Here is a 26,990-nt window from a genome sequence, read left to right on the forward strand (position 1 = left end):
CGCGTTTCAGAGGAGGCGCGTCATGCCTTCTCGAACTCGACCGTCACATTCGAGGCGAGGGCGAAGTCCTTGAGATCCTGGGATATCGAAGCCTGCACTGTTCCGGTTTCGCCAGGCTGGACCTTGTGATGCTGGTCCTCCTCGCCGTGGGGGTCGAGGTACACCCGAGCTTCCCACTCGACGGTTTTGCCATCGCACGGAATGTACTTGTCGGAATTCCCGCGGTAGGAGGTGCCCTGCACATTCACGCGAACTTGTACTGCGCCGTTACCGCCGCCGCTGCACGAGGCAGTGCCGGTGACGGTCGCCGTGCCGTCTCCGGATGTAGTGCCGGTCTTGTCGACCGTGATCGTCGCTCCGGCCGCGGCTGCCGCCGGAGCGGTAGCTACCGCCGCCACCGTCGCCAGGGCAGCAACCACCGCGGAAAAGCCTGGCCTACTAGGCATTCGTGTTCCTTCTTCGGCAGGGGAACAGCTGACGAACGAACATTCGCTACCGAACATAAGCCTGGATGGGTCCCACACCCGGGACCTACCGTCACCATCGAGAGTCGGCGCGGCCGGCCCACTCGAGCCCTACCCGCGGAAGCCGGCGGGCTGGGGCCAGGATCGCTCGGCACTTGAGCTGGACACTGTCGAGACGGATGCGCGTCACGTAGCTCAACGCGGTGACGGCGAGTGCGGTGAGCGTCGCGCTCGCGAAAGCTGCACCCGGTCCCCAGTCCAGCAAAGTCGAAGCGAGGCAGGCGTAGAACGCCGCGCAGGACAGTGCGCTGATGATCGCGCGACGCAGGGAGCGCACCGCGTCCGCGCCGCCGGTACGCCGATGGGTGCAGACCGTCATGAGGACGCCGAAGAGGGGTAGCTGTCCGATCAAAGCGGTTCCGTAGCTGCCGATTTCGCCGGCGGCCGTAGTGGTCACGGCGGTGACGCCGACCGCGGTCGCGCAGCGCACCGGCAACTCCCAAGATTTCGGGTCGACCGGTGCCGCACCGGCGGCAGGCTGTCGCTCGGGCCAGCAGTACAGCAGCACGCCGATCCCGACCAGCACCGCGAACGCGGCGAACAGCGGTGACGGAGCCCACCACTGCAGCACGGTCGCCAGACCGGCGTAGCACCCCAGGGCCACCGCGAGCGAGACCGTCCACGACCAGTTTCGCGCCGTCACGGCATAGGCGACGGTGAATCCGACGTAGGCGAGCAGCCCGGCGAAGGCACCGCGCGCGACCTCGGCGGCGAACTCCGACCCGTAGGCGAATCGCACGGCTACCAGCGCCGGGCCCGCCGTCAACGGCAGCGCGACCAGCAACGCCCCGACGAGGGGATCGACCCGGCGCACGGCAAGCGTCACCGCGACGATCAAGAGTGGACTGAGCAGAAGTTTCAGTAGAAGAACAACCACGACCTCGACTTTCTCAGCAAAACCGCCGAGATTGTCACGGAGTTTATGGCAGATTGCCCTGATCGCTTGGTCAATCCGCAGTATTCTAGTTGATCTATCGAGAATATCGCAGATAGAGTGACTCGCTATGGACGACATCGATCGAGACCTGCTGGGAGCCCTCGTACGCGACGGTCGAATGACCTACCAGGAGCTCGCTCGCGCAGTTCGGTTGAGCGCCAACGCGGTTGCGGAGCGGATCCGACGCCTCAAGCACAGCGGGTTGTTGCGCGGCTACCATGCCGAGCTCGATCTTCGGGTGCTCGGCCGCACCCTGGTCGCGCTCACCGACGTGCGGCTGCGCGACGATGTCTCGGGCCGGGACTTCGAACAGAGCCTGCATGCCGTGCCGCAGGTGGTCTCCGCCGCACACACCACCGGCGAGTACGACTACCAGCTCCGGATCGCGTGCACCGATCCTGGCGAGCTCGAGCAAGTCGCGGAAGTCCTCAAGCGTGGGCACGGCGCGCGCCAGCTCCGCAGCAGGGTCATCCTCAGCGAGGTCGAGCTGGATCCGTCTCGGCTGCTGGGGATTTCAACGCTTCGGTAATCCGTAACCTTGGTCGCCGACCATCACAGCTGTTTGGCCTTGTACAGAAACTCAGCGCCGCCGTTGGGATCCAGACCGATCAGCTCGGTGATGTGACCGAGCAGCTTGGTGGTGTCGAAATAGTTGATCGTCATCAGTGGAAGTTGTGCGCTGGGCAGACAGAAGCTTTGCACCATGGGAAAACCGTTGGCCACCATGGTGGCGCGGTCTCCGGCCAGATCGCTGCTGAGATACGCCACGTGCTGGATCGACGGGCCACGATCCCGTAACCACGTCGAGTAGATGCTCTCTCCCGAAAGCGGCCGAATAAGTTCGACGTTGAGGTCACCATGAAAACCGTTGTAGAGGTCCGCCGACCACTGCCCCGGCTCGCCGAGATATGTCCCGTTGGTGTCCTCGGCACGGACGTTCCGCATCCGCACGAACGGCGTCGTGCCCACCTTGTGCAGAAAGTACTGTTCCGCGGCTTCGATATCGTCGACGATCCAGGCAACCTGATGAAAAACGGGAACAAGCAGGCGATTCGGTCCCATCGCATCAGCACCGAACGGCATCGGCAGCGGCCCGACGGAAATATCGGTCGCCTCGGCGCGCGGGGCCATCAACCCCGACAAACCGGCAAGGCCGAGTCCGGCCCCTACCGCGCCCGCACCGAACAACGTCCGCCTCGTAATGTCATCCATACCGGCACCCGTCTCTAGCTGTTGTCAGAGATGAACCAATAAGAACGCGTACTACTCCTGTGCGAATTCGCAACTGTAGAGAGAACCACCAACCCGCGCAATATCGAAAAATCCGCACACCCAACCGTGTGACGACGCCCACATTCGCGACGCCCCCTCGCACCAAAGGGCCACCAGACCATACAAAATGGCGAGTTCGGGGATCCATATAATCCGCACTCGTTCCGTGCATCCGCACTAGTTCTGGGCGCCCAGAACGGGTGCGGATCCACAGTAGCGGTGCGGATTTCTGCGCTGGGGCAGAGCTAGCCGCGTTTGCCGGTCTCAGGGGTACTCGCGATCCCGGTATGCGGGATCACAGGGGTTGGTTTCGCGCCGAGTGGGAACTGGTGGCGGGAGCTTCTCGGGCGATGCCGCCACCAGTTCCCAGTGATCACATGACCAACACTTCACCGTCGACTACTCGACGAGATTGGCGCATGCCTCTCCTACGTCGGCAATCCAGAGGATGGGTGGGAGACCCGATCTCGGGTTCTGTGCGTTGTTCGAGCGCTACCCGCCCGAGGCCGCCCCGAGCAGGAACCAACGCCGTCTCATCGACCACCCCCTGCAGCTACTCGCCCAGCGCAGGGGCAGTCCAGCTCGGGTCCGAGAGCTCGAGATCAGCTTGGGCCACTTCAGATTTGACCACCCGTCTACACCTCGATGCTCACCGAGGATAGAAGACTGGGAATCCCCCGGGGAGGATTCCCAGGACGATGTGATCGCTAGCTGATAGAAGTAGTAATTCCCAACTCCTGCATCACCAGCCGCGCAGCGATCCGACCAGGCCCGCGAGTGGTGCTTATCTTGTCGTCGGCGATGATGTTTCCCTGCCACATGCTGGCTTCGCGCCGCCAGTCAATCTTTGTGGCAAGGTCCAAGTACCGAGCGCGACGCCAGTCGGCATCGGGGTTCTTTTCTATCTCGTAGGCAACGTGCCCAATGATGACCAAACCTGTGGCAGTCATGTTGATGTAGTGGCGCCGGAAGTCGACTACCTGGTTGGCGGGACCGCCAGATGTCGGAAGCTCCACGACCGTGTTCCACGGCGCCATATGCATAGCAAGCAGATTCAACATCGCCAAAGTACGTTCGACGAACGCATCTTGATCCTCGGTGGTACCGATGACCTGAGCGCTCCGTGCGGGAATACTGCTTTCACTGAGTGCGTAGTCGTGGAAGAGAAGCTCTTTGACCATCCCGCGCACCTGGTTCAGCAGGAACACGGACGGGGCGTTCTTCGAAAGGCTCTTGGAAGTCTCGTCGATCCGCCCTTGGAAGAGTCGTGTACCGTCGACGATCTTCGTAAGCACGCGATTCAGCGGCTCCCTGGTGTTGAACGCCGCGAGCAGACTGGCTGGAATCTGTTTCGTCTGTGCAGCATCAGCGAAATCTTGATGAATCCGTGCGAGATCCGGCTCAACGACGATCACTACGGAGATGCTGTCTGCCATGAAGTCCGAGTTGTCCGGCAATGTCTCCCTCCGCTTGGTGATCGCCATGAGGCGGTGCTGTCCGTCCGTAATGGAGAACTGTGTTTCGTCACCGATCACGACGAATCCCACTGTCGTAGCGAAGTTTCCGCGGGGGATGTGGATCGCGGGGACTGAGCGGACGTTGAGAGTAACTGGCGGGAGGATGTAGTTGGCACCGTTCTCGGTCAGATACTTGGTGATCACTCGCACGTGACCGCTGTCCACCGGCCGATTGGTTGCCATTCGAGGATTGCCCCCCTTCTCCGCTGGCTCCGAAACCACGTGCCTGACAAGAAACGCGTAAGAGAACGCCGTTGTGAGCATCAAACGGCCCCCTTGCCGAAACGCTACACAGGTGAAGACGCGGCCGCCCGATGCCGAGGCGGCTTCGTTGGCTGCAGCCTGGGCTGCCGTCAGTGAGTCGTGCTGCGTAAGACCCATCTCTGACAAGAACATGAAACCTCTTCCCTAACAATGAATGAACTAGATCTCAGGCTACGCGACATCCGCGTAGTACGTTCACTTTTCCACGTACTACGCGGACGAACGGTTCGTCGAAGCATGGGCGCCCGTCACCGCACAAACAGATCAAGCTGATTCGGGAGGAGCAAACAAGACCGACCGGCCCCAATGGTTCTCAAGCCGAGTAGGATTCCTCCTCGCACCTGCGGGGCATCAACCGCCACCAGAGCTCGCGGAGTTGGCCGCACATTGACCGAACCCGGCCGCGCAGGGACCGGGCCCAGCACGGGTCAATCCAGCTCGGGGTCCGACAGATCAACATCACCTTGGGACAGTTCATCTTTGACCACCGTGTACGCAGTGGACTGACTGTATCCGCGGCGGGCGAGCATGCCGACCAAACGGCGGATTGTTTTGTCGCGGTCGAGACTTGAGGGGATGGTGCGGAGTTTGCGGCGGACCAGTTCGCGGGCGCGGGACTCTTCGTCGTCGGAGCTGATGGCTTCCAGGGCGGGCGCGGCGTCGGCCGGGTCTACCCCTTTGCGGCGGAGTTCTTGTGCCAGAGCCTGTTTGCCTTTGCCGGAGAAGGTGTGGCGGGAGTGGACCCATTGTTCGGCGAAGGCGGCGTCGTCGATGAGGCCGACTTCGGTGAGCCGGTCCAGGGCGCGGTCGGTGACGTCAGCGGTGTAGCCCTTGGCGGCCAGGCGTTGGGCGAGTTCGGCTCGGCTGCGGGCGCGGACGGCGAGCAGGCGAAGACACGCCTCTTTCGCCTGCTCGACCGTCCCGCCTTGCGGAGCGGACTCCGAGGAGCGCGCATCCCGCTCGGATCCGGCCGCCACCGGATCCGCCCATCGGCCTTCGGAACGTTCAGCGTCAGCCGAATGGGAGTCTGTGGGCTGGAACGTCTTTCGACGTCCGCGCCGGGACGACCCCGCGCGGGACCCAGTCGAACGCGCCCGCTGCGGATCGGGCGCGCTCGACCGAGTTCCCATGGTGTCCTGTGCAGCCGAACCACCTTCGGCCGACCGGACTCGTCCGGGTTCCTGTCCGCCGGGCCAAGATCCGACAGGATCGGTGGCGGCACCGTGGGCAGACAGGAGTTCTTGGAGCCGGCGCCGCATCTCCTGCACCGATTCGGACCGCGACTCATCGGGCGCGGTCCGGCGCGGTTGGGGCGAGCGCCGGCTGTTGGTCGAATCAGAAATCGGCGGGGACCTCGGCAGCAGGCGCGGTCACATCGGCGCCGATGCCGAGCTTCTCCTTGATCTTCTTCTCGATCTCGTCCCGCACATCGGTGTTCTCCAGCAGGAACTTTCGGGCGTTCTCCTTGCCCTGACCGAGCTGATCGCCCTCGTAGGTGTACCAGGAGCCGGACTTGCGCACGAAGCCGTGCTCGACACCCATGTCGATGAGCGAGCCCTCCTTGGAGATGCCGTGGCCGTAGAGAATGTCGAACTCGGCCTGCTTGAACGGCGGGCTGACCTTGTTCTTCACGACCTTGACCCGGGTACGGTTACCGACCGCGTCGGTGCCGTCCTTCAGCGTCTCGATGCGGCGCACGTCGAGACGGACCGAGGCGTAGAACTTCAACGCCTTACCACCCGTTGTGGTTTCGGGAGAACCGAACATCACGCCGATCTTCTCGCGCAGCTGGTTGATGAAGATCGCGGTGGTGTTGGAGTTGCTCAGCGCACCGGTCATCTTGCGCAGCGCCTGGCTCATCAACCGGGCCTGCAGACCGACGTGGCTGTCACCCATCTCACCTTCGATCTCGGCGCGCGGCACCAGCGCGGCCACCGAGTCGATGACGATGATGTCGATGGCGCCCGAGCGAACGAGCATGTCCGCGATCTCCAGCGCCTGCTCACCGGTGTCCGGCTGCGAGACGAGCAGGGCATCGGTGTCGACACCGAGCTTCTTGGCGTACTCCGGATCGAGCGCGTGCTCCGCGTCGATGAACGCCGCAATGCCGCCCTGCGCCTGCGCATTGGCCACCGCGTGCAGCGCAACGGTGGTCTTACCCGAGGATTCCGGACCGTAGACCTCGACGATGCGGCCGCGCGGCAGGCCACCGATGCCGAGCGCGACGTCCAGCGCGATGGAGCCGGTCGGGATCACTGCGAGAGGCTGACGCACCTCTTCGCCGAGGCGCATGACCGCACCCTTGCCGAAGCTCTTCTCGACCTGGGACAGCGCGAGTTCGAGAGCCTTGTCGCGGTCGTACGCCTGTGGTGCCATGTCCTGATCCCCTTTTCGACGGGTAAGTCTCTTCCGTGGTTGGCGCCAACATTAGAGGGCGGCACCGACAAGTTCTGGCGCCAAGAGTAGACGAACAGGTGTTCGAGTCAAGCGACGCGCCCAGCAACACGCGAACGGACTTCGCTGTCCTCGGCAAACGCGGCGCGATCACCGAATCGGTGCGACACGATCGCTGGTCAGCAGCGTCTGGGCTTGTTTCAGCACCCGCAGCGACGGCGTCGCCTCCAGGTCGGTGATGCCATCGAGCGCACCCAAACGCTCGGTGATGTAACGGTAGAGGTGGGGCGTGTCGCGGCAGAGGAACGACGCGAACAGATTGGTCGACCCGGTGGTCGCCGCCACGAAAACGATCTCGGGATGGGTCACCATCGCCCGGCCCACCGCGTCCAGATCGGACGGGCGCACCCGCAACCACAGCGCACCACGCACCGTGTACCCCATCCGCTCGACCGCGAAGTCGAGGTCGAAGTACAGCACCCCCGCCTGCTCGAGCTCGGCCATCCGCCGCGCGACTCGTGGTGCGGTCCAACCGATTTCGGCGGCTATCTGCGCGTACGGCGCACGCCCGTCCCGCCCGAGCAGCACGAGCATGGCCTCGTCCTCGGCGGACAGATCCACCGGCGCATCCGGACCGGCACTGTCCGGCGGCGCGCCGAACGCACCACCCGAACGTTGCCCCAGCTCGCCCAGCTGCTGCTCGGTGAAGAGGTGAGTGAACCGCGGCCATTCCTCGTCGGCCACGAACCGATGCATCACCTCGTGCGCGGCCACTCCGAGCACCTGACTCGCCTTCGGCAGCGTGTGCAGCAGCAAGGCGTCGCGTTGTTCGATGGAGCGCGGCCTGCTCACACAGGTGACCTCGGAGCCGGTGGACAGCAGGCTGACCCAGCTCAATTCCGAGAATCTGGCCAGGGATTCGGCCAAGCGCAGCGCTTTGTCCGGGGCGGTCCTGATCCGCAGCACCCAGCGCGCATGCCCGAGCGGCACCGCGTTCACCTGCCCGGACACGTGCATGATGCCGCGCTGGCGCAGCGAACGGTAGCGGCGCGCGATCGTCTGTTCGGAGACGTCGAGGAGGCTCCCGAGCTTCGCGAACGGAATCCTGGCGTCGTAGACCAGCGCGTGCAGGATCTGTTTGTCGAGAACATCCAGTGCGGAGGATTCCGAGGACTCGTCGGACTGCATAGGAGGAATCTAACGCAGAGAGCCATCTGACTAGGTGGATACGTTCGATTACCGCACGCTTGGCGTCGATATCGTTCGATTCCGCCATGGAGGCTCCTGTGAGGAAATGGCTCCCACTGTTCGCCGCGTGCCTCGGCACGCTCATGCTGCTCATCGACGTCACCATCGTGAACGTCGCGCTGCCCGACATCGCCACCGATCTCCACGCCGGACTGGCCGACCTGCAATGGGTGGTGGACGGCTACGCACTGGCGTTGGCCGCGCTGCTGCTCGTGCTCGGTTCCCTCGCCGACCGGATCGGCGCCAAACACACCTATCTCGCCGGGCTCGTCCTGTTCGCCCTCGCCTCGCTCGGTTGCGGCATCGCCGATACCGCGACGAATCTCATTGCGGCACGGGTGCTTCAGGGCGTCGGCGGCGCGGCGATGTTCGCGACAACGCTGTCGCTGCTGCACGCGACCTACCTCGGCCGCGACCGCGGCACCGCCTTCGGTGTCTGGGGTGCGGTGTCCGGTGCGGCGGCCGGCATCGGCGTGGTGCTCGGCGGCGTACTGACCGAGGCACTGTCGTGGCGGTGGATCTTCTTCGTCAACCTGCCCATCGCGGTGCTGGCAATCGTGTTGACCGCCCTCGTGTTTCCGGCGTCGACCCGCCACGCGAACCGTTCCGTGGACATCGGGGGCATGCTCTCCTTCGCCACCGCCGCCACCGCGCTCACCTACGGTGTCATTCGCGGCGGCGAGCACGGCTGGACCGACGGTCGCACGGTGGCCGCGCTGATAGTCGGCGCAGTCGCGGTGGTGGTTTTCGTCGCCGTCGAATCACGCAGTGCCGCACCGATGTTCCCGCTGGCACTGCTGCGCAATCGGAATTTCGGGGCGACGCTGCTCGGGGCGAGCGGGCAGACCTTCGCGGCGTTCGCGTGCACTCCCCTGGTGTCGCTGTGGTTGCAGCAGCAGCTGCGGATGTCGCCGCTGCACGCAGGTCTCGCGCTGCTGCCGATGGCGGTGACCGCGTTCGTGGTGGCCGGCGCGTTCGGACGGCTCGCGCACGACGCGGCGCCGAAGTGGACGATCGGTGCAGGCCTGGTGGTGGTCGGCGTCGGCAGCGGGCTGCTGACCATCGTCGATGCCGGATCGTCCTGGGTGGCACTGGTTCCCGGCTTGGTGGTGATCGGCGCGGGCATCGGCATCAACGCGCCCGCGCTGGTGTCGGTGGGCATGGCCGCGGTGCCGCCGCACCAGGGCGGCACTGCGGCCGGTGCGGTGAACACCGCGCGACAGCTCGGCCTCGCACTGGGTGTCGCGGTGCTCGGCACGGTGTTTCACGAGGTGGCGGATGCGGGTCAGCCGATGACGTTGGCGCACTTCGTCGCCGGTCTGGACGCGGCCTTCGCGGTCGCCGCCGCAGTCGGCATCGTGTTCGGCGCGATCGCCTTCGGCCTGTTCCATCGACGTCCGCAGGCCGAATCCGCCAAGGAGGAGCAGCAAGTCGTCGCCGCTTGACGTGCTCCGCTACGACCATCGGCACGACGCGCACCGGATCAGGTGCGCGTCGCGCCGATGGTCATGTCGACCGCAGGAGATCCCTACTGCTGCGGCTGAATCGAGGTGTCCCCCGCCTCGCGCGGGCCGAAGATGCGGCGATCGACTTCGGCGATCCGGACGTCGTTGATGCTGGCCTCGCGGCGCGACATCAGCCCGTCGGGCGCGAACTCCCACTGCTCGTTGCCGTAGCTGCGCCACCATTGGCCTGTCTCGTCGTGCCATTCGTACTGGAAGCGCACGGCGATGCGATTGCCATCGAACGCCCAGAGGTCTTTGCGCAGCGCGTACCCGTTCTCGACAGACCATTTGCGGGTGAGGAATTCGACGATGGCGGCGCGGCCGGTGAAGAACTCGTCCCGGTTACGCCAGACCGAGTCCTCGGTGTACGTGGCGGCGACCCGCTCGGGATCGCGGGTATTCCAGGCATTTTCGGCGGCGAGCACCTTGGTCTCGGCCGATTCGAGGTCGAACGGCGGCAGTGGGGGTCGCATGAAACGATCCTTTCAAGGGTTGACGGGAGAGAATTCGGGCGGACCCCAGTGCAGCGGGCCCGCACCGGATCGCTCGATGATCTCGGTGATGGTGAAGTCGATCGAACATTGCGCGCCGACGGCGAACGTCTCGTGCTCCCAGCGCAGTTCGGCGGTGCCGGTGAGCTGGAGGGTGCCACCGGTCGTCCAGTCCGGGACGAGGATTCCGCAGCGCGGATGCACCGTGAGGTTGCCGAGGGTCATGAACATCGAGTTGCCGCGGTAGTCGGGCCAGCGCAGTCTGGTCGGCGAAAGCACCTGCAGGAAGCCGGGATTCCCGCCGCGGTGGGAGGCGTCGGCATTGCCGTCGGCGTCGGCGGTCGCGACGAAGAACGCGTCGGCCGCTCTGATCGCCGCCTGCTGACCCGCGTCGAGCTCGGTCGCGTGGCGCGGGGGTGGCGGCACCACATCCGGCCGATAGGACTCGACCTGCCTGCGGGAGATGTACTTCGGGCAGTTCGCATAGACCTGGTCGGTGCTGATGCGCAGCCCGGTACCCACCGCCGTGGCACTGCCGTTGACGCGCATTCGCCTGCGCCGCTGTGGTTGCAGGGCGATCATGCCGACCCGGGCCGGACGAGTCAGCGCCTCCCGCAACGGATCCCCCTCGGCGGGCCGGGCGTCGACCGCGATGGTGTCCGCGTCGACCGCGTGCACGAAGCCGGCGGGACCGACCAGCTCACTGGCCCACAACCGGCCCGCGGCATCGGCGGCTGCGATCACGATCATGGGCTGCTCGGCGAGGAAGGCCGCGGCGACGTCCGGAATGTCGGCCCGGATGCCCCGGCCGACCCGGTCGGCGATCTCCGCCTGACCCATCCGTCGCTGGACCGCGAGTTCGCCGGAATGAAAGGGTGCCATCGGCGGGCTCCTTGTCACGAAGAGATGCTCATCGGAATGGTCAACAGCCGAGCGGGTCAGAAGAATCCACAGGTCGGTGCGCCACCGCTCGGCGCGGAGGCCCCCTCGGCGCCGGTCGGCGCGTAGATCTCCAGCCGGATGCCGTCGGGGTCGGTGAAGAAGATGCCGCCCGAGGCCGCGCCTTCGCCGTGCGCGACGACGCCGTCGTAGGCGAAGGGCACCGACTGTGCGCGCAGCACCGCCTCGATCGCCCGCACCTGCTCGATGGTGTCGACTTGGAACGAAAGGTGGTGCAGACCAGGCGTTTCCGTGGAGAACGTGCCCGCGCTCTGCTCCCACAGCGTCACGAGCAGCTTGCCGTCCACGCCGAGGAACGCCCACTTCTTGTCGCCGTCGGCGCTCGCGCCGAGGGGTTCGAAGCCGAGTGCGCTGCGATAGAACTCCACCGAACGGTTCAGGTCCGCGACGTTCAGCCCGATGTGCCCGGTGGCAAGCTGGGGTGCGGCAACTGCGGTCATGTGATCCTCCTCGACAGGTCAAACCGTCTTAATTGGTTTAACTGGTTAGAGAATAACGACAGCGGATCGCCGCGGTCAACCTGTAAAATACTGATAGACGGTTAGATGACCGTGGTGATCGAGGTGACCAGAAGGAGGTCGATACCCTCAGGCATGCACGATCCACGCCCCCACCTCGGCGAACCGCTGGCACTGGACCTGCTGGACACGCGGTGGAACGCGCACGGACAGCCGCAGGACCTGCTCACCGATGTGTCAGGCCTCGGCATCTGGCTGTCCGCGGCCGGGCTGACCGATCGCGCGAACGCCGACGTGGCGACACTGAACGCGGTACTGACCGCCCGCTCGGCCATCTACGACGTCGTGCGACACGCCGCCCCCGCCGCACTGAACGAGGTACTCGACCGAGGCCGAATCCGGCGCGCGCTCACCGACACTGGGCCATCGCAGGTCATCGACGTACCCGATATCACCTGGCTGCCGGCCTGGTTGGCGGCGGCCAACCTACTCGATCTGCTGGCCGAAGCACCGGATCGCATCCGGCAGTGCGCCCACCCCGACTGCGTGCTCTTCTTCTACGACACCTCGAAAAACGGCACCCGCCGCTGGCATTCGATGGCGACGTGTGGCAACCGCACCAAGGCGGCCCGCCACTACGCGAAAAAGGTCTGATCCGCAGCACATTCGGCGCGCTGCGCCCGTCGAGTCGTCAGAACACTTCGAGCTCAGAACAATTCGTCGAGCAGACGGTAGTACTCCAAGCGCTGCTCATCCGGATCGTCGAGGCCGTACGCGGCGAAAAACGCCGCCACTTCGTCCGCACCGAAGTCCTCCCGCAGATCCCGCACGGCCAGCGCCAGGTCACGGTACCGATCCGCCACCCCGAGCGCGCCGACGTCGAGCAGGATCGCGCCCTCCAGCACATTGGGCGGGGTGAAATCACCGTGCGCCACCACCAGATCCTCGCCGTCCGGGCGCTCGGCGAGCAGCCGCGCCAGCACCTCGTCTGGGCCGGAATCCTGGTTGTCGTCATCGAAGTCGTCGGGATCAACCAGATCCTCGACCACCTGCCTGCGCGCCTGAGCCAGCACACCGTCGAGTCGCCCATCGAACGGGCACTCCGCGACCGGCAGGCTGTGCAGCCTGCGCAACAGGGCACCCATGATCGCGCCGATCGAGTCCGCGCCCGCCCCGGCCTCGGCTCGCGCGGCCAAGCTCGGCGCACCCGCGTCGGCGAGGACCAGCACATCACCGTCGAACACGACGATCTCCGGCACCCGAATCCCGTGGTCCCGCAACCAGTTCAGCCGCTGCTCTTCGGCAACAGCCTTGGGGCCCTGCTTCAGCCAATACATGTCGTTGACGAGCGCGACGCCACCGCTCATGCCCTCGTGCTCCGCCGACCAGGTCGGTGCGGGCCCGAGCAGCGCGGACACCTGCTGCGGCAGCGGAATCGGCAACGACGGGAGCGTCTCCAAAGCGACCCTGGTGGATTCGATCAGCTCGGGATCACCCTCGGCGATGCGCAGATCGAGCGCTTCCCGCAGCAGGTCGTGCGCCTCGGTCAGCCGATCCTGTTCGGCCAGCGCCTTTCCCAGATGCTGCACGGCGAACGACAGCACATCCGGCGCGGCCACCCGCGCGTGCTCGACCGCCCGCCGGTACAGGATCTCCGCGGTGTGTCCCTCGCCGTGATAGCGGTACACATCACCGAGGTTGATCCACACCGTGATTCGGCGCTCCTCGGTGTCCACCAGCTCCAGCGCCCGATCGAGCAGGTCGAGTGCTTGGTCGTAGTGCCCGAGCAGCATCGCCTCGATCCCGGTCTGCCGGTACCCGGCGAAATCGACCGGATCGGCCGCCGCCAGCCGCGCGGCCAGCCGTTCGGGATCGACCGGGATCATCCGCTGCCGCTCGTCGAAGCGATATAGCCCGTCCGCGTCGACGGCCCGCCCCGACGTGCTCACCACCGGCCCCGCGGCACGTCGAACTCCGAGCACAGCGCCCGCCACACGTCACGCGGATCAACGCCCGCTTCGATGGCGGCGGAGCCTGTTCGGCCCAGCGACGGGATGACGTGATCGGTCAGCAGGGCGTCTCCGCGCGCCGTCCCGAACTCGGTATGCAACAGCTCCTGAAACTCTGTCAATCGCACCGTGCCCAAGATACTCGTTTCGCGTGACGCCCCGCGAACCCCGGCTATCAGGACATTTGCGCCGGGCGACAGCTGGCGAGGAGGACCGGTCGGACGGACGGTCCGACTTACCCCGCGCTGACCGAATCGCGCACGGCGTGACACAACTCGAGCGGATCGGCGACCGCGGCGGCACTCGCGGCTGCCTGTTCGGCCGCGGCGGTGAACCGCGGTTCGGACAGGATCTCGAGGACGGCGGCGCGCACCGCCTCGGCGGTCATGGGCCGGACGAGCAGGGAACTCCCCTGCCGGACAGCGCGATTGGCCAGCTCCCATTGATCGCCACCGCCGGGCACCGTGACAACCGGCACGCCAGCGGACAGCGACTTCGCCAGCAGCCCGTGTCCGCCACCACCGACGACCACCGACGCGTGGGTCAGCAGTTCGTCCTGACGCCCCAAACCCGCAGTGGCCCAGGATGGCAGGCCGGCGGGTGGCGGGTCGAGCGACGAGATCGCCACGCGCACACCGGTGTTGTCGAGCGCTTCGAGCACCATCTCGACCATCCCGTGCACGCCGGTGTGCGCGGTCGAGGGCGCGACCATCACCACTGGCCCGTCGCCGGGCGGCAACGCCAGGGTCGCGTCGGTCGGTTCCCAGAAGAGCGGCCCGATGACGTGGGCGTTGTCGGGCCAGTCCGGCCGCGGCACTTCGAGAGCGGGCAGGGTGGCGATCAAGCGCGCGGCAGGCCCCGGATCGGTGGCGGGCAGGCCGACGCTCTCGCGCGCCTGTTCTCGCTGCCGCAGACCGTGCTTGATATCGCGGGCCGTCATCGTGCGCAATACCCCGTCACGCATGCGCCCGCGCAGCCCCTCGCCTGGCGCCAGCCCACTCCCGATGGGCGGCAAGGCTTTCGACGGCAGGTACAGCGGATGCGGCGACAGCTCGAGCCACGGCACGCCGAGCCGCTCGGCCGCCAGACCGCCGCCCGCGGTCAGCACATCGGAGACGACCAGCTCGGGGAGCATGGCGCTGAGGTCGGGCAGGATCTCGGTGGAGATGTGCGCGGCACGTTCGTGGATGCGCTGGCCCGCGTCGGCGTCGTCGTCGGCAGGGCGCGGCGCCAGGCCCTTGAGTCTGCGCACGCCGATCCCGGCGTCGCGGGCCGCATCGAACCAGCGCGGGCCGGTGAACAGCACCGGCTCGTCTCCGGCGGCCAGGAAACGCAAGCACAACGCGATGGCGGGAAAGGCATGCCCCGGATCGGGCCCCGCGACTACGGCAACTCGCATCCGCCTAGCCTGCCACACCCGATTCCCGCTGGGCCGCCCCCTCGACCCGCGTCTTCACCTGGTGGACAGCAGAACTTCACGTGACCTCGAACGCAGGCAACGATATGGTCTAGACCAATACGAGTGAGCGAGGGAGCGATCGTGCGGGTGTCCACCGTGGATGAATTGATGGTGCTGCTGGCGAACGGCGAGGACGTCTGGGACATGCCGGACCGCAGCGGCGATCCGGTCGACATCCTCGACCACGACCGGCAGTGCGCCGAACTACTACGGCAGCGGTACCCGCACGACGAAGAACTCCAGGTCGCCGGGCTGGTGCACGACATAGGCCACCAGCTCTTCCCCGGCGACGACGCGGGGCACGGCAGACACGGCGCCGACGCGATCCGCGGGCTGCTCGGCGCCCGAGTCGCCCGGCTGGTCGAACTGCATGTTGTCGCCAAACGCTATCTGGCAGTGACGGATTCGGCGCACACCCTGTCCCCCTCCAGCGCGCGCACTCTGATCGCGCAGGGTGGGCCGATGAGCGCGGCGGAAATCGCCGAATTCCGCACCGACCCCGACTTCGACGCCGCCATCGCGCTGCGCCACGCCGACGACGCAGGCAAGGTGGTTGGCCTAACCGTCGCCCCACTGGACGAGTGGCGGCCGGTCATCGAACGCGTTGCCGCACAAACGGCGTCAGCGTCTACGCCGTAACCGCAGGCTCGGACTGTCTACGCCACAACAGAATCCATCTCTACACAACAGATTCCATGCGGCGTATCGGTCGGCGACCACGCGGAATCACCGCGATACCGCCTGCATCGCAGCCTGTTTCGAACGCGATCAACCGCCGAAGTAGTACAGCTCGAACCCCACCGCGCGTTCAGCGGCAAAGCCGGCGATCGGCCCGGTCGCCCGGTCCACGATGGCCCGCACCTGATCCTCGACCGGCTCGTCGCTGAGCACCTCCAGATACCGGCGATGCGCGGCCAACGACGCGGTGGCCTGATCGATCACCCCGGTGACATCGACGGCATGGGTAGCCGTCGGGCCGACAACCGCACCGAAGCGGGGTGACCACGGCTGATCGGTGAGCTCGGGGAAGATCCACTCGTTCCCCGCATCCGAGATGGCGTCGAGCGCGGCGCGGCCGACCGCCCGATGATCGGCGCTGTTGGCGAAGCCGGGCGCCCAGGTGTCGCCGAAGTTGAAGAGCACCACCAGTTCCGGCTGATGGCGGCGAATCGCGGCGGCAAGGTCGCGGCGCAACTCCAGCGACTCCACCACCCGACCATCCGGATGTCCGAGGAACTCCACCTGCTGCACGCCAACGGCTTTGGCGCCCGTGATCTCCTCTGCCTCACGCAGCGGCCCGGATTCGGCGGGCGGCAGTCCGGCGATCCCGGCCTCACCACTGGTGACCAGGACGTAGCGAATGTCTTTGCCTTGCCCCGTCCAGCGGGCCACCGCCGCGGCCGCTCCGTACTCGATATCGTCGGGGTGGGCGACAATCACGATCCCGCGCTGCCAGTCCTCCGGAAACTGCTCCAAAAGTGTCATTCAAACAGAGTCCCAGACACGAACAAGGGCCGTGCGCTGTCCCGACGACTCACGCACGGCCCCGCGCCGGACGGTGTGCGACTTCGCTCGCACCAACCCGGTGGCATCCCGGCCACACCTGGAAACCGCCCGACCCCCCGCTCACGATCCGGCTCCGCAGCGCTACCCGTGCGCGCTGAAGCCGCTTCGCGTGCGGAAACCTACAGCTTGCTCACCGGGGAGTTGTCCGAGCTCGACACCGCCTTGTACAGCAGGTACAGCCCGAACACGATGGCGCTGATCACCAGGATCGGGAACAGTCCCTTGATCAACGCACCGATGATGGCCAGCGCGATCCAGACGACCGCGACGATTCCGATAATCTTCCACAACATTTGCCAGCCTCCGATGTCTTCGCGAACCGCCCCTCGACGACCCGACATGTTCCATGCTGGCAGCTGCGCAACGAGAAATCACCAGGTCAACACCGATATCCGGGTGAAGATCAGGGTGAACCCTGAGCCACACCCGGCACTATCGATCCGCCGAAAGACTGGTTACCGACGCCCGCGGTTGCGGTCGTTGTCGACGCCCTCGGTCTCGATCCGCTCCTTGCGCACGGTGTCGGACACGGTCTGCGAGTCCTGGACCTGGTCGACGGCGAGGCGGACCCGTTCGACAGGCACGGTTTCCTTGTGCGCCGTCACCCGCTCTTCGTGCAGGGTGACCTCGCGTTCCTGTTCGCCGATGTCGGCGCGGCGCACGGCCGACGGGTCGGTGATCGGCTCGCGTTCGATCCGGACTTCCTCATGCGTCGTCGGCACCGTGACGGTCTGCTCCTCGGTCTCCACGTACTTGTGCAGACGGGCAGTTCCTGCCGTCTCGGTCTGCTTGTCGACCGCGAGTCGCTCCTCGGACCGCACCAGCCCCGCATCGGCAGGCCTGGTGCCGCCGCGCATCTGCTTACCGCCCATATCCCAGGCGGCCCGGCTCGGGTCGATGTGATAGTGCTCGAACAGTTCGCGCTCGGCTTGCGGGCTGATCAGGCCGTCGCGATCGAGATGCGGCGCGGTCTTCACCTCCTCCTTCTCGACTCGCACCTGCAGCGCCCCCGGATCGTGGCGTAGCTGAGCGCCCGCCAACGGCACCAGCGAATCGCTGCTGAACAGTCCAGTGGAGACGGCGACCCAGGTGGGTGAGCCCGAGGAGTTGTCGATGTAGATCCGTTTGACCTTGCCGATCTTGTCGCCCTCAGGGTCGTAGACGGCGCTTCCGATGAGTTCTTCCAGCATTCCGGTCATGATTTCCTCCGCGTTCCGGTTCGGCGCGATGCGCAGGCCACGGGCGCGGCCCGGTTACCGCTTGGATGAAAGGTCTTCAGGCGCTTGCCTTTTGCTCGGGCTGCTCGAGATCGCCGACGATCCGCAGCGCGCGCCGGGCACGGCGTGCTGGATCGTCGGCGGTGTCCATGGCCAGATATCGACGGACGTCGAGCCGTTGCGTGTCCTGATCAATCACGGATTTTCGGTAGGCAATGTCAAGCATCGGTCTGCTCCTGCCCAGTAGGTGAGAGTTTCCGATCCCGCTTCGAGATCGGGCCGATCAGCTACAAAATGGCAACTACCCGACGCCGTCGGCACCAAACACCTCGTCGCCGAAATGGGCGATCGACCGGCCGCCGCTCCTCAGACACCTGGTTCCAACCGGACAATCTTCCGACTATGCTTCGCGGAGCTATCGATCTTGTGCGCTTCCGAGCCGTCTCAAGATCAGTGTACGGTTGTACTCTGAACTCTTGCGTAGCGTTGCGGATAGCGGCAGTCAGGAAGGGATGGTCGGCCTATGTACACACCACGCTCAGCACACAGTTATTCACTGAATCTCACGTAACGGTCGGTGTCTGATGGAAAACGAACTCGCTCAAGAGCTCGCCGCGGCAGCCCGCCGCCACGGTGGGGCCATCGCAGGCATTGTCGGCGGAGCCGCCCGCAAGGCCTCCTGGGAAGTGCTCGACCTGATGGCCGAAGGCCGTGAACTGGTCGGGGCCGCACTACGCGCCAGGGCCGAAGAACTACGCCGCAAGGACCGTCTCAGCTGATTCGCCGGGCATCGGTGGCGGGCTGTTCGCCACCGATGTCGCGGAAGTGCTTAACCATCAGGTCAATTGACCACTTGCAATCTGGCGGCAATCGCTAAGGTACTGGCCGGTCTCGAAATTCGCGCAGGATATTTCCATCAGGTACACAATTGCCGAATTTCCTTGGCAGGCAAGGTCTCTTGATGCTTCAATCCGGTTCATGGGGATTCGCCGCCTACTTGCCATGGCAGGTGTCGCCGTTACCGACCTACCGGGCGCCTACGCGGTACCGGGCCAAGTGCGCCGGATCGGTTGCGTCGAGGACCACCAGGCCGTCGCGGTCGGACTCGCCGCGATCCTGTCCGAGCAACCGGATCTGACCGTGGTCGCGATGGCGCCAACGGTTCCGGCGCTCCTCCAGCAAACCAAGGATCTCGACCTGGCGATCCTCGACCTGCGCCTGCCGGACGGGTCGAGCCCGCGCGCCAACGTCGAACTGCTCCGCGAACACGGTATCGACGTCCTCGTGTACACCACCGGCGACTGGCGTGACCTGATCCGCTCCGCGGCCCAGGCCGGCGTGCTCGGGGTGGCGTTGAAGAGCGACCCGGCCGAAAAGACCACCGCGATGGTCAGGGCCGCCGCCTCCGGACGCCAAGTGGCGACGACGGTGTGGGCCTCGGCGATCGACAGCGATCCGGCACTGACCAACATCGACCTGCCGCCGCGGCAACGCCAAGTGCTCGAGCTCTACGCCAACGGCGAAACCGCGGCCTCCGTCGCGCGCAAACTCGAGCTGTCCGAACACACCGTCAACGACTACCTCGCGCGCATCCGTCGCCGCTATGCCGAGGCAGGTAGGCCGGTACGCACCAGAGTTGACCTGTACCGGGAAGCGGCCCGCGACGGCATCATCGGCGAGGAGCCGCGGGATCGATGATCGGCACGCAGCCTGCCGTTACCGACGCACCACGCGGCGCCGAAGCCAAACTGGTCAGGGGTGCAAGCCTTTTCGTCGGTTCGGGTGGGCTGTTCTATGCCGCGCTGACCGCGCCGACCGCATTCGCCCAGGCGCATTTCACCGCGGCATGGTGGACGCCGGTCGCGTTCCTCGCGACCTATCTGCCGCCGGTCCTGATCATCGTCGCGGCCGCCAGGTGGCGGATGGACCTGGTGCGAAAAGCAGTGGCGGCCTTCGCCTTCGGCTACGCGTTCGCCGCATTGAGCTGGCCGCTGGTCCGCACCGGGGAGCTGCTCGAACCCGAAGCGTCACTGTGGTTGGTGTGGATCCCCGGGTTGCCCGCGGTGGCGCTGTGCCTGTTCTGGCGTCGGGTGCCGTTCGCGTATCTGGCCTGTGCCGGGATCGTCGCGCAGGTCGACGGCATGCTCGCCCGCGGGCCCGACGTGCACAATCCGCTGCTGCCCGAAATCCTGTTCGCCTTCGCCTATTCCGCGTTTCCGTGCGCCGCGTGCGTGGTCTTCGTGCGGCTCGGGCGCATGCTCGACCAGACGTCCTCCTCCGCGCTGGCGACGGCGACGTCGGCCGCCGCGGCCGAAGCTCGGCGCTTCGAACGGCGGCGCTTCGACGCGCTCACCCACGACGGTGTCATCGCGACGCTGCTCGAGGCCTCGCGCGCGCCGAACTCGCCGATCCTCGCGCACTACGCGCAGACGACACTGCGCAACCTCGGCAGACTGCGCTCCGGGCTGCCCGCCCAGGACGACCTCGATCTGGAACTGGTCGTCGCGGGCATCCGGGCCGCGGCCGCTGAGATCGACGACTCGATTCCGCTGCGGGTCGAACCGGCGGCGGGCGCCGAACTCACCGTGCCGCCCGACGTCGCCACCGCGCTGGCGGCGGCCACGGGCGAGGCGCTGCGCAACTGGAAGAAGCATGCCTCGCCGGTGCGCGACGCCGCCTGCGAGGTGACGGTGACCGCAGGCCCCGCCGACATCCGGATCGACGTGGTGGACGACGGCATCGGGTTCGACCCGAAAGCCGTTCCGCCCGACCGCCTCGGGCTACGCGCCAGCATTGTCGACCGCATCGCTCAACTGCCCGGCGGTTGGTCTGCCATCGAGTCCACGCCGGGGCGGGGGAGCCGGGTCAGCGTTGGGTGGGCGGCGTGAGGGCGCGGGCCGGCGCCGGCAAGTCAGCGGCAAACGCAGTGTCGGGTCGTATCGACATTGCTGACAAGTGGGTGGCATGACGACGTTGCGGAGTATGCGCGCAGCGGTGGCGCAGCGCGGTGCGTTCAGTGTTGCGGTGCGGCGCGGTTTCCTGGGGATCGCGGCGCAGCGGGACGAGCCCGCGGACGTTCGCGACATTCTCGGTATGCGCACACCGACGGCGTGGGTGCTGTGCGGGTTGTTCACGGTCGCGATCTACTCGATGGCGTTCGCGGCCGACGACGGGATTCGCCATCTCTGGATCACCGGGTTGGCGGCGACGATCATCCTCGGCGCCGGAGTCGGCACCATCCTTGCCTCCGGCGACAAAATACCGCTGCGCGTGGCGATTCCACTGGCCGCGGCCGCACCGCTCGGCACAGCGCTCGCGCTATGGCAGCTGCCGGTGCCGATGGTGAATTCCACCCAGATCTGGTTCCTCGGTGCGGCTTCGGCGTACCTCAACTTTCTGTGCATTCGAGGCGCTGGGCTGTTGGCGTGGCTCGCGCTGTTCGGCCAGATCATCGCCTGCACCTGGTGGGCGGCGGCCACCGGGCAGGGGGCGTTGCTCGGCGCAGGGTTCTCCTTCATCAATGCGACGCCGCTGCTGATGGCCACCTTCTTCGCCAAAGTCGTTCGTCCCATTGCCCGTTCGATCCTCAGCCTGCGCAGGCAGGAAACCGAGCGGGCCGCGGCGGAGGCGGCAGCGCTTGCCGCACAGTCGGAACGGGACGCGCGCATCGCCCGGCTGGACGGTGCGGCGCGGCCGCTGCTCGAAATCATTGCGCTCGGAAGACCATTGACCTTCGAAGAACAACAGGAATGCCGGCTCGTCGAAGCGCAGTTGCGTGACGAGATCATCGGCGGGCTGATGGTCGACGAGGCGGTCACGGCGGCCGCCAGATTCGCCAGACAACGCGGCGTGCGAGTGGTGCTCGATGATGGCGGAGGTCTCGACGACGCCGACGATCGGGTTAGAGACATGGTGCGTACGGTGTTACGTGACGCGCTCGACTACGCCGACGGCGGCGAAATGACCGCGCGGGTACTACCGCCGGGACGGGCCACCGTGGTATCGATTCTGTTGCGTGACAAGGAAGAACTCCGGATCGACGTGAGCGCGGCGGGGGTCGTTCGATCAGACCTGGATCACCAGAATTCCGTTAGCGCGACGAACGGAGCCCCCGAAACTAAGGGCTGAGTAGTAGCGAATTTCCTGATTGTTTGCCGAGGCATAGAGTCGATACACGATGTCCGGCCGCCGGATTCCCGGGGCGATTGCCCTCGAACGAGACCCGCCGGTGTCAAACGCAAGGAATGTAATAATGATAGCCGCAGTTTCGCACTCGCTCCCCCAGCCGATGAACCCCTCCCCGCTAGCGGCGGTACCGGCACATCACTGGCCCGACGCAGGCCTCTCGCAACGCGAACGTGAAGTGCTGATCACCTGGGTGGTCTGCGATTCCAAAACCGATGTGGCGCAGCGCTTGTACCTCTCGCTGGGCACCGTCAACACCCACATCACCCGCATCCGCGGAAAGTACGCCGCCGTCGGCCGCACCGCCAACACCAAAGCGGCACTGGTAGTTCGAGCCCTACAGGACGGGCTCGTCGGCCTGGAAGACCTGTAGTCGACGCCTCCCACACACGCCGGGCCCTCGAACATCCCACACCCCGGTTCCCCGGTACCCCACCGGATTACCCGTACCTGGAACCGCCCAAGCGGCGCCGTTACCCGACCGCGCGCCGAGGGGTGTTGCCGCCGCCCGCCTCCCTTCCGGGGCGGCGGCAACGCCCGCCGACCGTGGTGTTCCCGGCCGTCACACGGCAACGCCGCCGGACAGCGCTCGGGGCCGCGCAGAAAATGAGGGCTGCGCGCCCCGAGCCTGCCAACCGCACCGCAATGCTGTTCTCGCGGATCACGCCGGATCCCCACCAGCCTTGCCACACGGCCGACCTCGCGCCGACCACCACGCGCGAGACCACGCCGCCCCGCAGGTCCGGTTCCCCGAGCCTGAGCCGACCACGAATGACACACCACCAAGCCAACTTTCGGCGTACTACCACCTGTCACCAGCCGATCCGGAGCACGAGGCGAACCGGCATCGAATCCAACTGGCACAGCTGGAGCGAATAGGAGCACCACGAGCCCCGCCGCGCCAAATCAATGACCTGACAGCCAGTACCTCGACAACCGCAGGTTTCTGGAAGCGCAGCCGCCGCGCCGAGTGTGACGATCACCGGACATCGTTCGGAGGAGAGTTCATGCGCGAACATATCGAGCGCGTCTCGTCGGCCATCGCGGGGTTGGCCGACCTGACGCGCGCGAGATCGACCGACCCGGCACATGCGAGATTGGTCGACCCGGCACATGTGACGTTGGTCGAAACCACGGATGCGGGTAGCCCGGTCACATCACACGGTGTACACGCGGCCTGCTGTCCAGCGACGCAGCGCGCGGGCACACACGGTGCATGCGCGGACCACGGCGCAGCGGAGTGGGCAGTACTGGTGCGGGACAAGCGCGGTGGGGTGCAGCGGCGGTTGGTTGGGGGGTGGCGATGAGAACCGTTGTGCTCGCATTTGTTGCGGTGTTGTTTGTGGGGATGGGTTTGTATGCGCTGTGTGTGCCTGCGGCGCTGGCACGGCCGTTTGGACTGTCGGCGGCAACGGCGGTGAGCCGGGCGGAGATTCGGGCCGTGTACGGCGGTTTCGGGATCGCCGTCGCCGGGGTGTTGTTCTGGTCGGCGTTCGGCGGCGGTGATCTGCGGACCGGAGCGGCGCTGACCGTTGGGTTCGCGCTGGCGGGGATGGCAGGCGGGCGGATCGTGTCGTGGCTGATCGATCGTGGGATGCGCTTCTATCCGATTTGGTTCTACTGCGTGGTCGAGCTCGTCGGCGCGGGGCTCTTACTCAGTTTCGCCTGACACGCGGGGCGCACAGTGGTCCCAAGCCAACGGTTGCGAACAGGCGAGTGTCGTCGATAACGGTGTATGGCGATCGCTGAATACTCGGGCCGGGTGCGGCCCACCCGGGACAATGTCCGGGACTTCGTCGCGTGGGTGGCCTCGGCTCCCCGCAGCATGGTGGACACGGTGCGGGCCGCGATCGCGGAAGATTACGGCGAGGACGTCGTCGACGCACTCGGCGAGCTGCTGCTGACCGAACCGGAGATCGACCTCGCCCATGCCACCACGACACTGTCGATCCTCGGCGAAGCGCGGCACCCGGCCGCGATTCGGTATCTCCGCGAATTCGTTTGGGATACAAGTGATATCGATGACCCCATCGCGGATGCGAACCCGCCGCTGCTCACCGACGGCAAGTTCATCGGCTGCGATATGGATCTGAAGCGCAAGGCTGTTCTTCAGGCACGAGCCGCCGAAATGCTCTGCTATCTCCGGCTGGACCAGGTGTTCGACTACACCTTGCAGATCGTTGTCGAGCATCCGGAACCGCAGGTGCGCCACGCCGCGATCGACGCCTACCTCTACAACAACGGCGACAGCGCCGAGGTGCGCGACGAACTCATGCGCACCGTACGCGAGGAGGACCGCCCCTGGGTCGGACTGCCGCGTCGCACAGCCGACATGGACGCCGCCACATTCGACGCCACACTGGCCGAGTTGCACGCACAGGATCCGCCACCGCCGTTGCCGGACAAGGAAACTCACCAAAGGAGCAAGCGCGATGTGTAACGCAGGGGCGGGCGTCCTCGACCGCGACGTCCGGGCCGCGATGGACTCGGTCGGCTTCTGGCCACCGAATTCCGGTGTGCCGTGGGGACATTTCCTGTTCGACTTGACCGACGACTCGTGGGGCACAATCGATCCGAACGTCGACCTGCGCTACGGGAAAATGATCAACTCCATCTTCCTGATCGCCCGCGGCCTCACCGACTTCGGCGCCAGCCACTCCGGCTCCAGCTGCAGGCAGTGGCACGGCACGGGCGACTACGTCGCTTCGTGCAGCGGCAGCAAGGACAACAAGTACCACGATTCCTACCACCACCAGTTCACCACCGCGCACGGCAGCCTGCCCATGCATTCGGAGGTCGGACGGTTTATGGCCGACGACCGCGTCGTCGTGCACTGCCCGGTCTTCGATTTCGGAAACTTCTCGGACAGACCGACATTCCGCGCCGCTGCCCTGATCCACGAATCATGGCATCACTGGCAATACGAGCACGACTTCAAGGGCGACCATCAAAAGCTCCCCGACGGAGGACGAGGCGACCACTTCTACCCTCACAAGGCCGAAGCCTTCCCGTTCGGACGCATGTACTCGCACAGCACCAGCTCCGCCAACTTCCACTTCCTCTCCCCCTACCAGGTACAAGCCGAGTTCCTGGACGACCTGCACTGCTACGGCCACCCCTTCCTCTCCATCGCCGTCATCGACCAGGCCCGCCTAGACGCCAACGGCACCCTCGACCAAAAATTCAAAAACCCACCCCGCTACCGAGTAGGCGAACCCAAACCCTTCAGCTGACCCCCACGCCACGAGCCGTGGCGTCACCCTTTGAAGTTGGTCGGTTGATCACGGGGCACTGACGGCGGCATCGCCCGAGAAGCCCCCGCCACCAGTGCCCACTCACCGCGAAACCATCCTGTTCGATCCCAAATACCGGGATCGCCGGGGCCCTGAGGCCAGCAATCACGGCCAGCTCATCCCCGACGCCGAAATCCACACCCCTACGGTGCATCCGCACCGGCTCAGAGACCGCGATCTCGACCGGGTTCCAGCGGCCAAAGCCAACGACTGACTAACGCACGATATGCGGCATTTCAGTGCTTTCGGACGGTCCCGGATGGCGATCCGATGTGCTCGGTGCCGAGGGCCACCTCGCCCGCGCGGCAAGAATGGTCGCCAGTGGCAGCAAGTCCGGTGTTCTGCTGACCCTCGCGGATCAGGCCGGCGAGCCGCTCGGACGTCAACGGAGCCACGGGAAGTCCGCGCTGAGGACAGTGATCAAGCATCCAGACGATCGAATGGTTGTCGGTGGGGTCTGCCACCATCACCCACATGGCGACAACCGATCCCCTTGCCCCATTCCAGTGGCTCAACGCATCCGAGAGCCAAGCGGGTCCGCTGGGCGTGATCTTCAGCGTCGCCTTCTTCCGAAACCTGGACCCGCCGGAGGTGGTGCGCCGCTTCAGCAACGGTGGCGCCTCCGGCCAGGAGTCGGACTTCGAAGAGCTCAACGAGTTCCTCGGCAAGACCGGCGGCGGTTACGTGGGCGTGTTTCGGGCCGGTGCCTGGAGCGTAGCCATCGAACCGTGCGGGTGGTGGGTGACTGACCACAAGACGCTGGCGGAGCTATCGCGAGACGGTGAAGTCCTGGCGATAACCCGACACGACTACGCCGAGCACAGCCTCGAATACGCGATCGACGGGACGATCGTGACCGGCCACCAACTGTGGTACCCGCATATCCGTTGGGGTAGCGAGCCCGACCGGCTCAACGACTACATGCGCGAGCTGGGCATGGAGCTGGACATGACCGACGATGACTACATTTATGACGCCGATGAGGATGAACCCGAGAGCAATTCGGACGCCTGGGACATCAGCCTCAGCACCGGCGTGCCGAGGGCCTTCGCCCTGGCGGCGAAGGTCACCGGAGTGTCGTTCACCGCAGACATGCTGGACCAGCCCCTGCTCATCGGGCCTATCGCCCACCGCCGGTAGTACAGGTCGGGATAGCCACCTCCCGACCACACCACCGCTGGGCCCGGTGCGCTTGCTGGTACGGCCGGTGAAGTCGTAGAGCGCATCTCGGTCCGCTCGACATCCACCTGGTGTCGCCGCGAAATCGTTCGATTCTCGATACTGGCGGGTTCAAACTATCCTGTATTCGGCATTTTGGGACGTCCACTCAGGCGGCCGTGTCACGATTGGCCCGGAAGATCCTGGTCAGGTTCAGACCGGGATTGACAAAAGCTCTCGAAACGGGACCACAGCCAGATGACCCCGCTGGAACGGGAGAACGCGCACCTGACAGCGGAGGTCAGCCGGGTACGGCACACGACGCAACCACGCTAATCCGATGCACACACCGAGATGCCGTACTCGCGTAGGCAACCGTAGAGCCGGAGAGGCTTTCGGCTTTGCCGGGCATGAGGCAAGTGCGGCTTGGATGGGCTGTTTGCGTTGGGAGTCTTGAGGTTTGAGGATCCCAGAAAGGTGCGCTTTGCTCCGCGGGTTTGACGTCTCCTAGCGAGCAGGACGGTTTCGGGGTT

Annotated in this window: 31 protein-coding genes; 14 read left to right on the forward strand and 17 right to left on the reverse strand. The window is 65.9% G+C overall.

The genetic code is table 11. From position 1 onward, the window contains the following. Positions 1-20: 20 nt before the first annotated feature. Positions 21-446, reverse strand: a complete 426-nt coding sequence (locus tag NA11_RS03145) for a DUF6299 family protein (RefSeq protein WP_141717363.1) — start codon at positions 444-446, stop codon at positions 21-23. A 91-nt stretch (positions 447-537) separates the two neighbouring features. Next, on the reverse strand, positions 538-1,401 hold the full coding sequence (locus NA11_RS03150; RefSeq protein ID WP_069160145.1) for a hypothetical protein: 864 nt from the start codon (positions 1,399-1,401) through the stop codon (positions 538-540). 127 nt (positions 1,402-1,528) lie between these two features. On the opposite strand from NA11_RS03150, the gene NA11_RS03155 reads away from it, so the two are divergent. Next, positions 1,529-1,990: an Lrp/AsnC family transcriptional regulator gene (locus tag NA11_RS03155; protein WP_069160146.1), complete on the forward strand. Its 462-nt coding sequence runs from the start codon at positions 1,529-1,531 to the stop codon at positions 1,988-1,990. 23 nt (positions 1,991-2,013) lie between these two features. On the opposite strand, the gene NA11_RS03160 is transcribed toward NA11_RS03155, so the two are convergent. The 5 genes from NA11_RS03160 to NA11_RS03180 form a co-directional block, all read right to left on the reverse strand. Next, positions 2,014-2,592: a VOC family protein gene (locus tag NA11_RS03160; protein ID WP_069160147.1), complete on the reverse strand. Its 579-nt coding sequence runs from the start codon at positions 2,590-2,592 to the stop codon at positions 2,014-2,016. An 848-nt stretch (positions 2,593-3,440) separates the two neighbouring features. Further along, the gene (locus NA11_RS03165; protein ID WP_069160148.1) at positions 3,441-4,646 is read right to left on the reverse strand and encodes a DNA sulfur modification protein DndB; all 1,206 of its coding nucleotides are present in this window, start codon (positions 4,644-4,646) and stop codon (positions 3,441-3,443) included. Between the two features lie 296 nt (positions 4,647-4,942). Then, positions 4,943-5,491, reverse strand: a complete 549-nt coding sequence (recX, locus tag NA11_RS03170; protein WP_069160149.1) for a recombination regulator RecX — start codon at positions 5,489-5,491, stop codon at positions 4,943-4,945. A gap of 358 nt (positions 5,492-5,849) precedes the next feature. Further along, complete coding sequence (gene recA / locus NA11_RS03175; RefSeq protein WP_069160150.1) at positions 5,850-6,890, reverse strand: recombinase RecA; 1,041 nt, start codon at positions 6,888-6,890, stop codon at positions 5,850-5,852. A 168-nt stretch (positions 6,891-7,058) separates the two neighbouring features. Continuing rightward, a complete protein-coding gene (locus NA11_RS03180; protein WP_069160151.1) occupies positions 7,059-8,096 on the reverse strand; it encodes an Lrp/AsnC family transcriptional regulator in 1,038 nt (345 codons plus the stop codon). Between the two features lie 98 nt (positions 8,097-8,194). On the opposite strand from NA11_RS03180, the gene NA11_RS03185 reads away from it, so the two are divergent. Then, positions 8,195-9,601 carry an MFS transporter gene (locus NA11_RS03185; protein WP_167837544.1) on the forward strand — a complete coding sequence of 469 codons (1,407 nt, stop codon included), beginning with the start codon at positions 8,195-8,197 and terminating at the stop codon, positions 9,599-9,601. Between the two features lie 83 nt (positions 9,602-9,684). On the opposite strand, the gene NA11_RS03190 is transcribed toward NA11_RS03185, so the two are convergent. The 3 genes from NA11_RS03190 to NA11_RS03200 are packed head-to-tail and all read right to left on the reverse strand — an operon-like array spanning position 9,685 to position 11,552. Continuing rightward, complete coding sequence (locus NA11_RS03190) at positions 9,685-10,134, reverse strand: nuclear transport factor 2 family protein (RefSeq protein ID WP_069160153.1); 450 nt, start codon at positions 10,132-10,134, stop codon at positions 9,685-9,687. A 12-nt stretch (positions 10,135-10,146) separates the two neighbouring features. Further along, the gene (locus NA11_RS03195) at positions 10,147-11,034 is read right to left on the reverse strand and encodes a pyridoxamine 5'-phosphate oxidase family protein (protein ID WP_069160154.1); all 888 of its coding nucleotides are present in this window, start codon (positions 11,032-11,034) and stop codon (positions 10,147-10,149) included. Positions 11,035-11,090: 56 nt separating this feature from the next. Then, complete coding sequence (locus tag NA11_RS03200) at positions 11,091-11,552, reverse strand: VOC family protein (RefSeq protein WP_069160155.1); 462 nt, start codon at positions 11,550-11,552, stop codon at positions 11,091-11,093. Positions 11,553-11,705: 153 nt separating this feature from the next. Here NA11_RS03200 and NA11_RS03205 point away from each other — a divergent pair, with 153 nt between their 5' ends. Next, positions 11,706-12,224, forward strand: a complete 519-nt coding sequence (locus NA11_RS03205; protein ID WP_069160156.1) for a CGNR zinc finger domain-containing protein — start codon at positions 11,706-11,708, stop codon at positions 12,222-12,224. A gap of 53 nt (positions 12,225-12,277) precedes the next feature. On the opposite strand, the gene NA11_RS03210 is transcribed toward NA11_RS03205, so the two are convergent. The 3 genes from NA11_RS03210 to NA11_RS03220 form a co-directional block, all read right to left on the reverse strand. Further along, positions 12,278-13,519 (reverse strand): aminoglycoside 3'-phosphotransferase, encoded by a 1,242-nt coding sequence (locus NA11_RS03210; protein ID WP_245745690.1) that lies wholly within the window; start codon positions 13,517-13,519, stop codon positions 12,278-12,280. Further along, the gene (locus NA11_RS03215) at positions 13,516-13,707 is read right to left on the reverse strand and encodes a DUF3046 domain-containing protein (protein WP_069160226.1); all 192 of its coding nucleotides are present in this window, start codon (positions 13,705-13,707) and stop codon (positions 13,516-13,518) included. The genes NA11_RS03210 and NA11_RS03215 overlap by 4 nt, the downstream gene beginning before the upstream one ends. A 107-nt stretch (positions 13,708-13,814) precedes the next feature. Then, positions 13,815-14,978 (reverse strand): glycosyltransferase, encoded by a 1,164-nt coding sequence (locus NA11_RS03220; RefSeq protein ID WP_069160158.1) that lies wholly within the window; start codon positions 14,976-14,978, stop codon positions 13,815-13,817. A gap of 123 nt (positions 14,979-15,101) precedes the next feature. Here NA11_RS03220 and NA11_RS03225 point away from each other — a divergent pair, with 123 nt between their 5' ends. Continuing rightward, positions 15,102-15,677, forward strand: coding sequence for an HD domain-containing protein (locus NA11_RS03225; RefSeq protein WP_245745691.1), 576 nt, complete (start codon positions 15,102-15,104; stop codon positions 15,675-15,677). 129 nt (positions 15,678-15,806) lie between these two features. Here the strand turns inward: NA11_RS03225 and NA11_RS03230 are convergent, their stop codons facing one another. From NA11_RS03230 to NA11_RS45460, 4 genes are all read right to left on the reverse strand, one after another. Further along, a complete protein-coding gene (locus NA11_RS03230; protein ID WP_069160228.1) occupies positions 15,807-16,514 on the reverse strand; it encodes a PIG-L deacetylase family protein in 708 nt (235 codons plus the stop codon). A gap of 209 nt (positions 16,515-16,723) precedes the next feature. Further along, positions 16,724-16,897 carry a hypothetical protein gene (locus tag NA11_RS45455; RefSeq protein ID WP_167837545.1) on the reverse strand — a complete coding sequence of 58 codons (174 nt, stop codon included), beginning with the start codon at positions 16,895-16,897 and terminating at the stop codon, positions 16,724-16,726. A 162-nt stretch (positions 16,898-17,059) separates the two neighbouring features. After that, positions 17,060-17,803, reverse strand: coding sequence for a PRC and DUF2382 domain-containing protein (locus NA11_RS03235; RefSeq protein WP_069160159.1), 744 nt, complete (start codon positions 17,801-17,803; stop codon positions 17,060-17,062). Between the two features lie 76 nt (positions 17,804-17,879). Continuing rightward, on the reverse strand, positions 17,880-18,047 hold the full coding sequence (locus NA11_RS45460) for a hypothetical protein (RefSeq protein WP_167837546.1): 168 nt from the start codon (positions 18,045-18,047) through the stop codon (positions 17,880-17,882). 358 nt (positions 18,048-18,405) lie between these two features. On the opposite strand from NA11_RS45460, the gene NA11_RS03240 reads away from it, so the two are divergent. From NA11_RS03240 to NA11_RS03290, 10 genes are all read left to right on the forward strand, one after another. Further along, entirely contained in the window at positions 18,406-18,600 is a 195-nt protein-coding gene (locus tag NA11_RS03240) for a hypothetical protein (protein ID WP_069160160.1), read from the forward strand. 223 nt (positions 18,601-18,823) lie between these two features. Next, the gene (locus tag NA11_RS03245) at positions 18,824-19,519 is read left to right on the forward strand and encodes a response regulator transcription factor (RefSeq protein WP_069160161.1); all 696 of its coding nucleotides are present in this window, start codon (positions 18,824-18,826) and stop codon (positions 19,517-19,519) included. Beyond that, positions 19,516-20,709 (forward strand): sensor histidine kinase, encoded by a 1,194-nt coding sequence (locus NA11_RS03250; protein ID WP_069160162.1) that lies wholly within the window; start codon positions 19,516-19,518, stop codon positions 20,707-20,709. The genes NA11_RS03245 and NA11_RS03250 overlap by 4 nt, the downstream gene beginning before the upstream one ends. A 76-nt stretch (positions 20,710-20,785) precedes the next feature. Further along, on the forward strand, positions 20,786-21,949 hold the full coding sequence (locus NA11_RS03255) for a DUF8320 family protein (protein ID WP_245745692.1): 1,164 nt from the start codon (positions 20,786-20,788) through the stop codon (positions 21,947-21,949). A gap of 124 nt (positions 21,950-22,073) precedes the next feature. Continuing rightward, the gene (locus tag NA11_RS03260; RefSeq protein ID WP_141717364.1) at positions 22,074-22,379 is read left to right on the forward strand and encodes a response regulator transcription factor; all 306 of its coding nucleotides are present in this window, start codon (positions 22,074-22,076) and stop codon (positions 22,377-22,379) included. Positions 22,380-23,309: 930 nt separating this feature from the next. After that, a complete protein-coding gene (locus tag NA11_RS03265) occupies positions 23,310-23,675 on the forward strand; it encodes a DUF4345 domain-containing protein (RefSeq protein ID WP_069160165.1) in 366 nt (121 codons plus the stop codon). Between the two features lie 66 nt (positions 23,676-23,741). Further along, positions 23,742-24,446, forward strand: a complete 705-nt coding sequence (locus tag NA11_RS03270; protein ID WP_069160166.1) for a hypothetical protein — start codon at positions 23,742-23,744, stop codon at positions 24,444-24,446. Continuing rightward, positions 24,439-25,239: a hypothetical protein gene (locus NA11_RS03275; RefSeq protein WP_141717365.1), complete on the forward strand. Its 801-nt coding sequence runs from the start codon at positions 24,439-24,441 to the stop codon at positions 25,237-25,239. The genes NA11_RS03270 and NA11_RS03275 overlap by 8 nt, the downstream gene beginning before the upstream one ends. A gap of 94 nt (positions 25,240-25,333) precedes the next feature. Then, a complete protein-coding gene (locus NA11_RS03280; RefSeq protein WP_069160168.1) occupies positions 25,334-25,513 on the forward strand; it encodes a hypothetical protein in 180 nt (59 codons plus the stop codon). A 260-nt stretch (positions 25,514-25,773) separates the two neighbouring features. Further along, positions 25,774-26,439 carry a DUF6461 domain-containing protein gene (locus tag NA11_RS03290; protein ID WP_069160170.1) on the forward strand — a complete coding sequence of 222 codons (666 nt, stop codon included), beginning with the start codon at positions 25,774-25,776 and terminating at the stop codon, positions 26,437-26,439. Positions 26,440-26,990 lie beyond the last annotated feature (551 nt).

The sequence above is a fragment of the Nocardia altamirensis NBRC 108246 genome, from assembly GCF_001612685.1.
Lineage (GTDB): Bacteria > Actinomycetota > Actinomycetes > Mycobacteriales > Mycobacteriaceae > Nocardia > Nocardia altamirensis.

What these genes read in the sequence shown, in the direction of transcription:
- NA11_RS03145 (WP_141717363.1), bottom strand. Translation starts at nt 446, where the DNA reads ATGCCTAGTAGGCCAGGCTTTTCCGCGGTGGTTGCTGCCCTGGCGACG.
- NA11_RS03155 (WP_069160146.1), top strand. Translation starts at nt 1,529, where the DNA reads ATGGACGACATCGATCGAGACCTGCTGGGAGCCCTCGTACGCGACGGT.
- NA11_RS03160 (WP_069160147.1), bottom strand. Translation starts at nt 2,592, where the DNA reads ATGGCCCCGCGCGCCGAGGCGACCGATATTTCCGTCGGGCCGCTGCCG.
- NA11_RS03165 (WP_069160148.1), bottom strand. Translation starts at nt 4,646, where the DNA reads ATGTTCTTGTCAGAGATGGGTCTTACGCAGCACGACTCACTGACGGCA.
- recA (WP_069160150.1), bottom strand. Translation starts at nt 6,890, where the DNA reads ATGGCACCACAGGCGTACGACCGCGACAAGGCTCTCGAACTCGCGCTG.
- NA11_RS03180 (WP_069160151.1), bottom strand. Translation starts at nt 8,096, where the DNA reads ATGCAGTCCGACGAGTCCTCGGAATCCTCCGCACTGGATGTTCTCGAC.
- NA11_RS03190 (WP_069160153.1), bottom strand. Translation starts at nt 10,134, where the DNA reads ATGCGACCCCCACTGCCGCCGTTCGACCTCGAATCGGCCGAGACCAAG.
- NA11_RS03195 (WP_069160154.1), bottom strand. Translation starts at nt 11,034, where the DNA reads ATGGCACCCTTTCATTCCGGCGAACTCGCGGTCCAGCGACGGATGGGT.
- NA11_RS03200 (WP_069160155.1), bottom strand. Translation starts at nt 11,552, where the DNA reads ATGACCGCAGTTGCCGCACCCCAGCTTGCCACCGGGCACATCGGGCTG.
- NA11_RS03205 (WP_069160156.1), top strand. Translation starts at nt 11,706, where the DNA reads ATGCACGATCCACGCCCCCACCTCGGCGAACCGCTGGCACTGGACCTG.
- NA11_RS03220 (WP_069160158.1), bottom strand. Translation starts at nt 14,978, where the DNA reads ATGCGAGTTGCCGTAGTCGCGGGGCCCGATCCGGGGCATGCCTTTCCC.
- NA11_RS45455 (WP_167837545.1), bottom strand. Translation starts at nt 16,897, where the DNA reads ATGTTGTGGAAGATTATCGGAATCGTCGCGGTCGTCTGGATCGCGCTG.
- NA11_RS03235 (WP_069160159.1), bottom strand. Translation starts at nt 17,803, where the DNA reads ATGACCGGAATGCTGGAAGAACTCATCGGAAGCGCCGTCTACGACCCT.
- NA11_RS45460 (WP_167837546.1), bottom strand. Translation starts at nt 18,047, where the DNA reads ATGCTTGACATTGCCTACCGAAAATCCGTGATTGATCAGGACACGCAA.
- NA11_RS03240 (WP_069160160.1), top strand. Translation starts at nt 18,406, where the DNA reads ATGGAAAACGAACTCGCTCAAGAGCTCGCCGCGGCAGCCCGCCGCCAC.
- NA11_RS03245 (WP_069160161.1), top strand. Translation starts at nt 18,824, where the DNA reads ATGGCAGGTGTCGCCGTTACCGACCTACCGGGCGCCTACGCGGTACCG.
- NA11_RS03250 (WP_069160162.1), top strand. Translation starts at nt 19,516, where the DNA reads ATGATCGGCACGCAGCCTGCCGTTACCGACGCACCACGCGGCGCCGAA.
- NA11_RS03255 (WP_245745692.1), top strand. Translation starts at nt 20,786, where the DNA reads ATGACGACGTTGCGGAGTATGCGCGCAGCGGTGGCGCAGCGCGGTGCG.
- NA11_RS03260 (WP_141717364.1), top strand. Translation starts at nt 22,074, where the DNA reads ATGATAGCCGCAGTTTCGCACTCGCTCCCCCAGCCGATGAACCCCTCC.
- NA11_RS03265 (WP_069160165.1), top strand. Translation starts at nt 23,310, where the DNA reads ATGAGAACCGTTGTGCTCGCATTTGTTGCGGTGTTGTTTGTGGGGATG.
- NA11_RS03270 (WP_069160166.1), top strand. Translation starts at nt 23,742, where the DNA reads ATGGCGATCGCTGAATACTCGGGCCGGGTGCGGCCCACCCGGGACAAT.
- NA11_RS03275 (WP_141717365.1), top strand. Translation starts at nt 24,439, where the DNA reads ATGTGTAACGCAGGGGCGGGCGTCCTCGACCGCGACGTCCGGGCCGCG.
- NA11_RS03290 (WP_069160170.1), top strand. Translation starts at nt 25,774, where the DNA reads ATGGCGACAACCGATCCCCTTGCCCCATTCCAGTGGCTCAACGCATCC.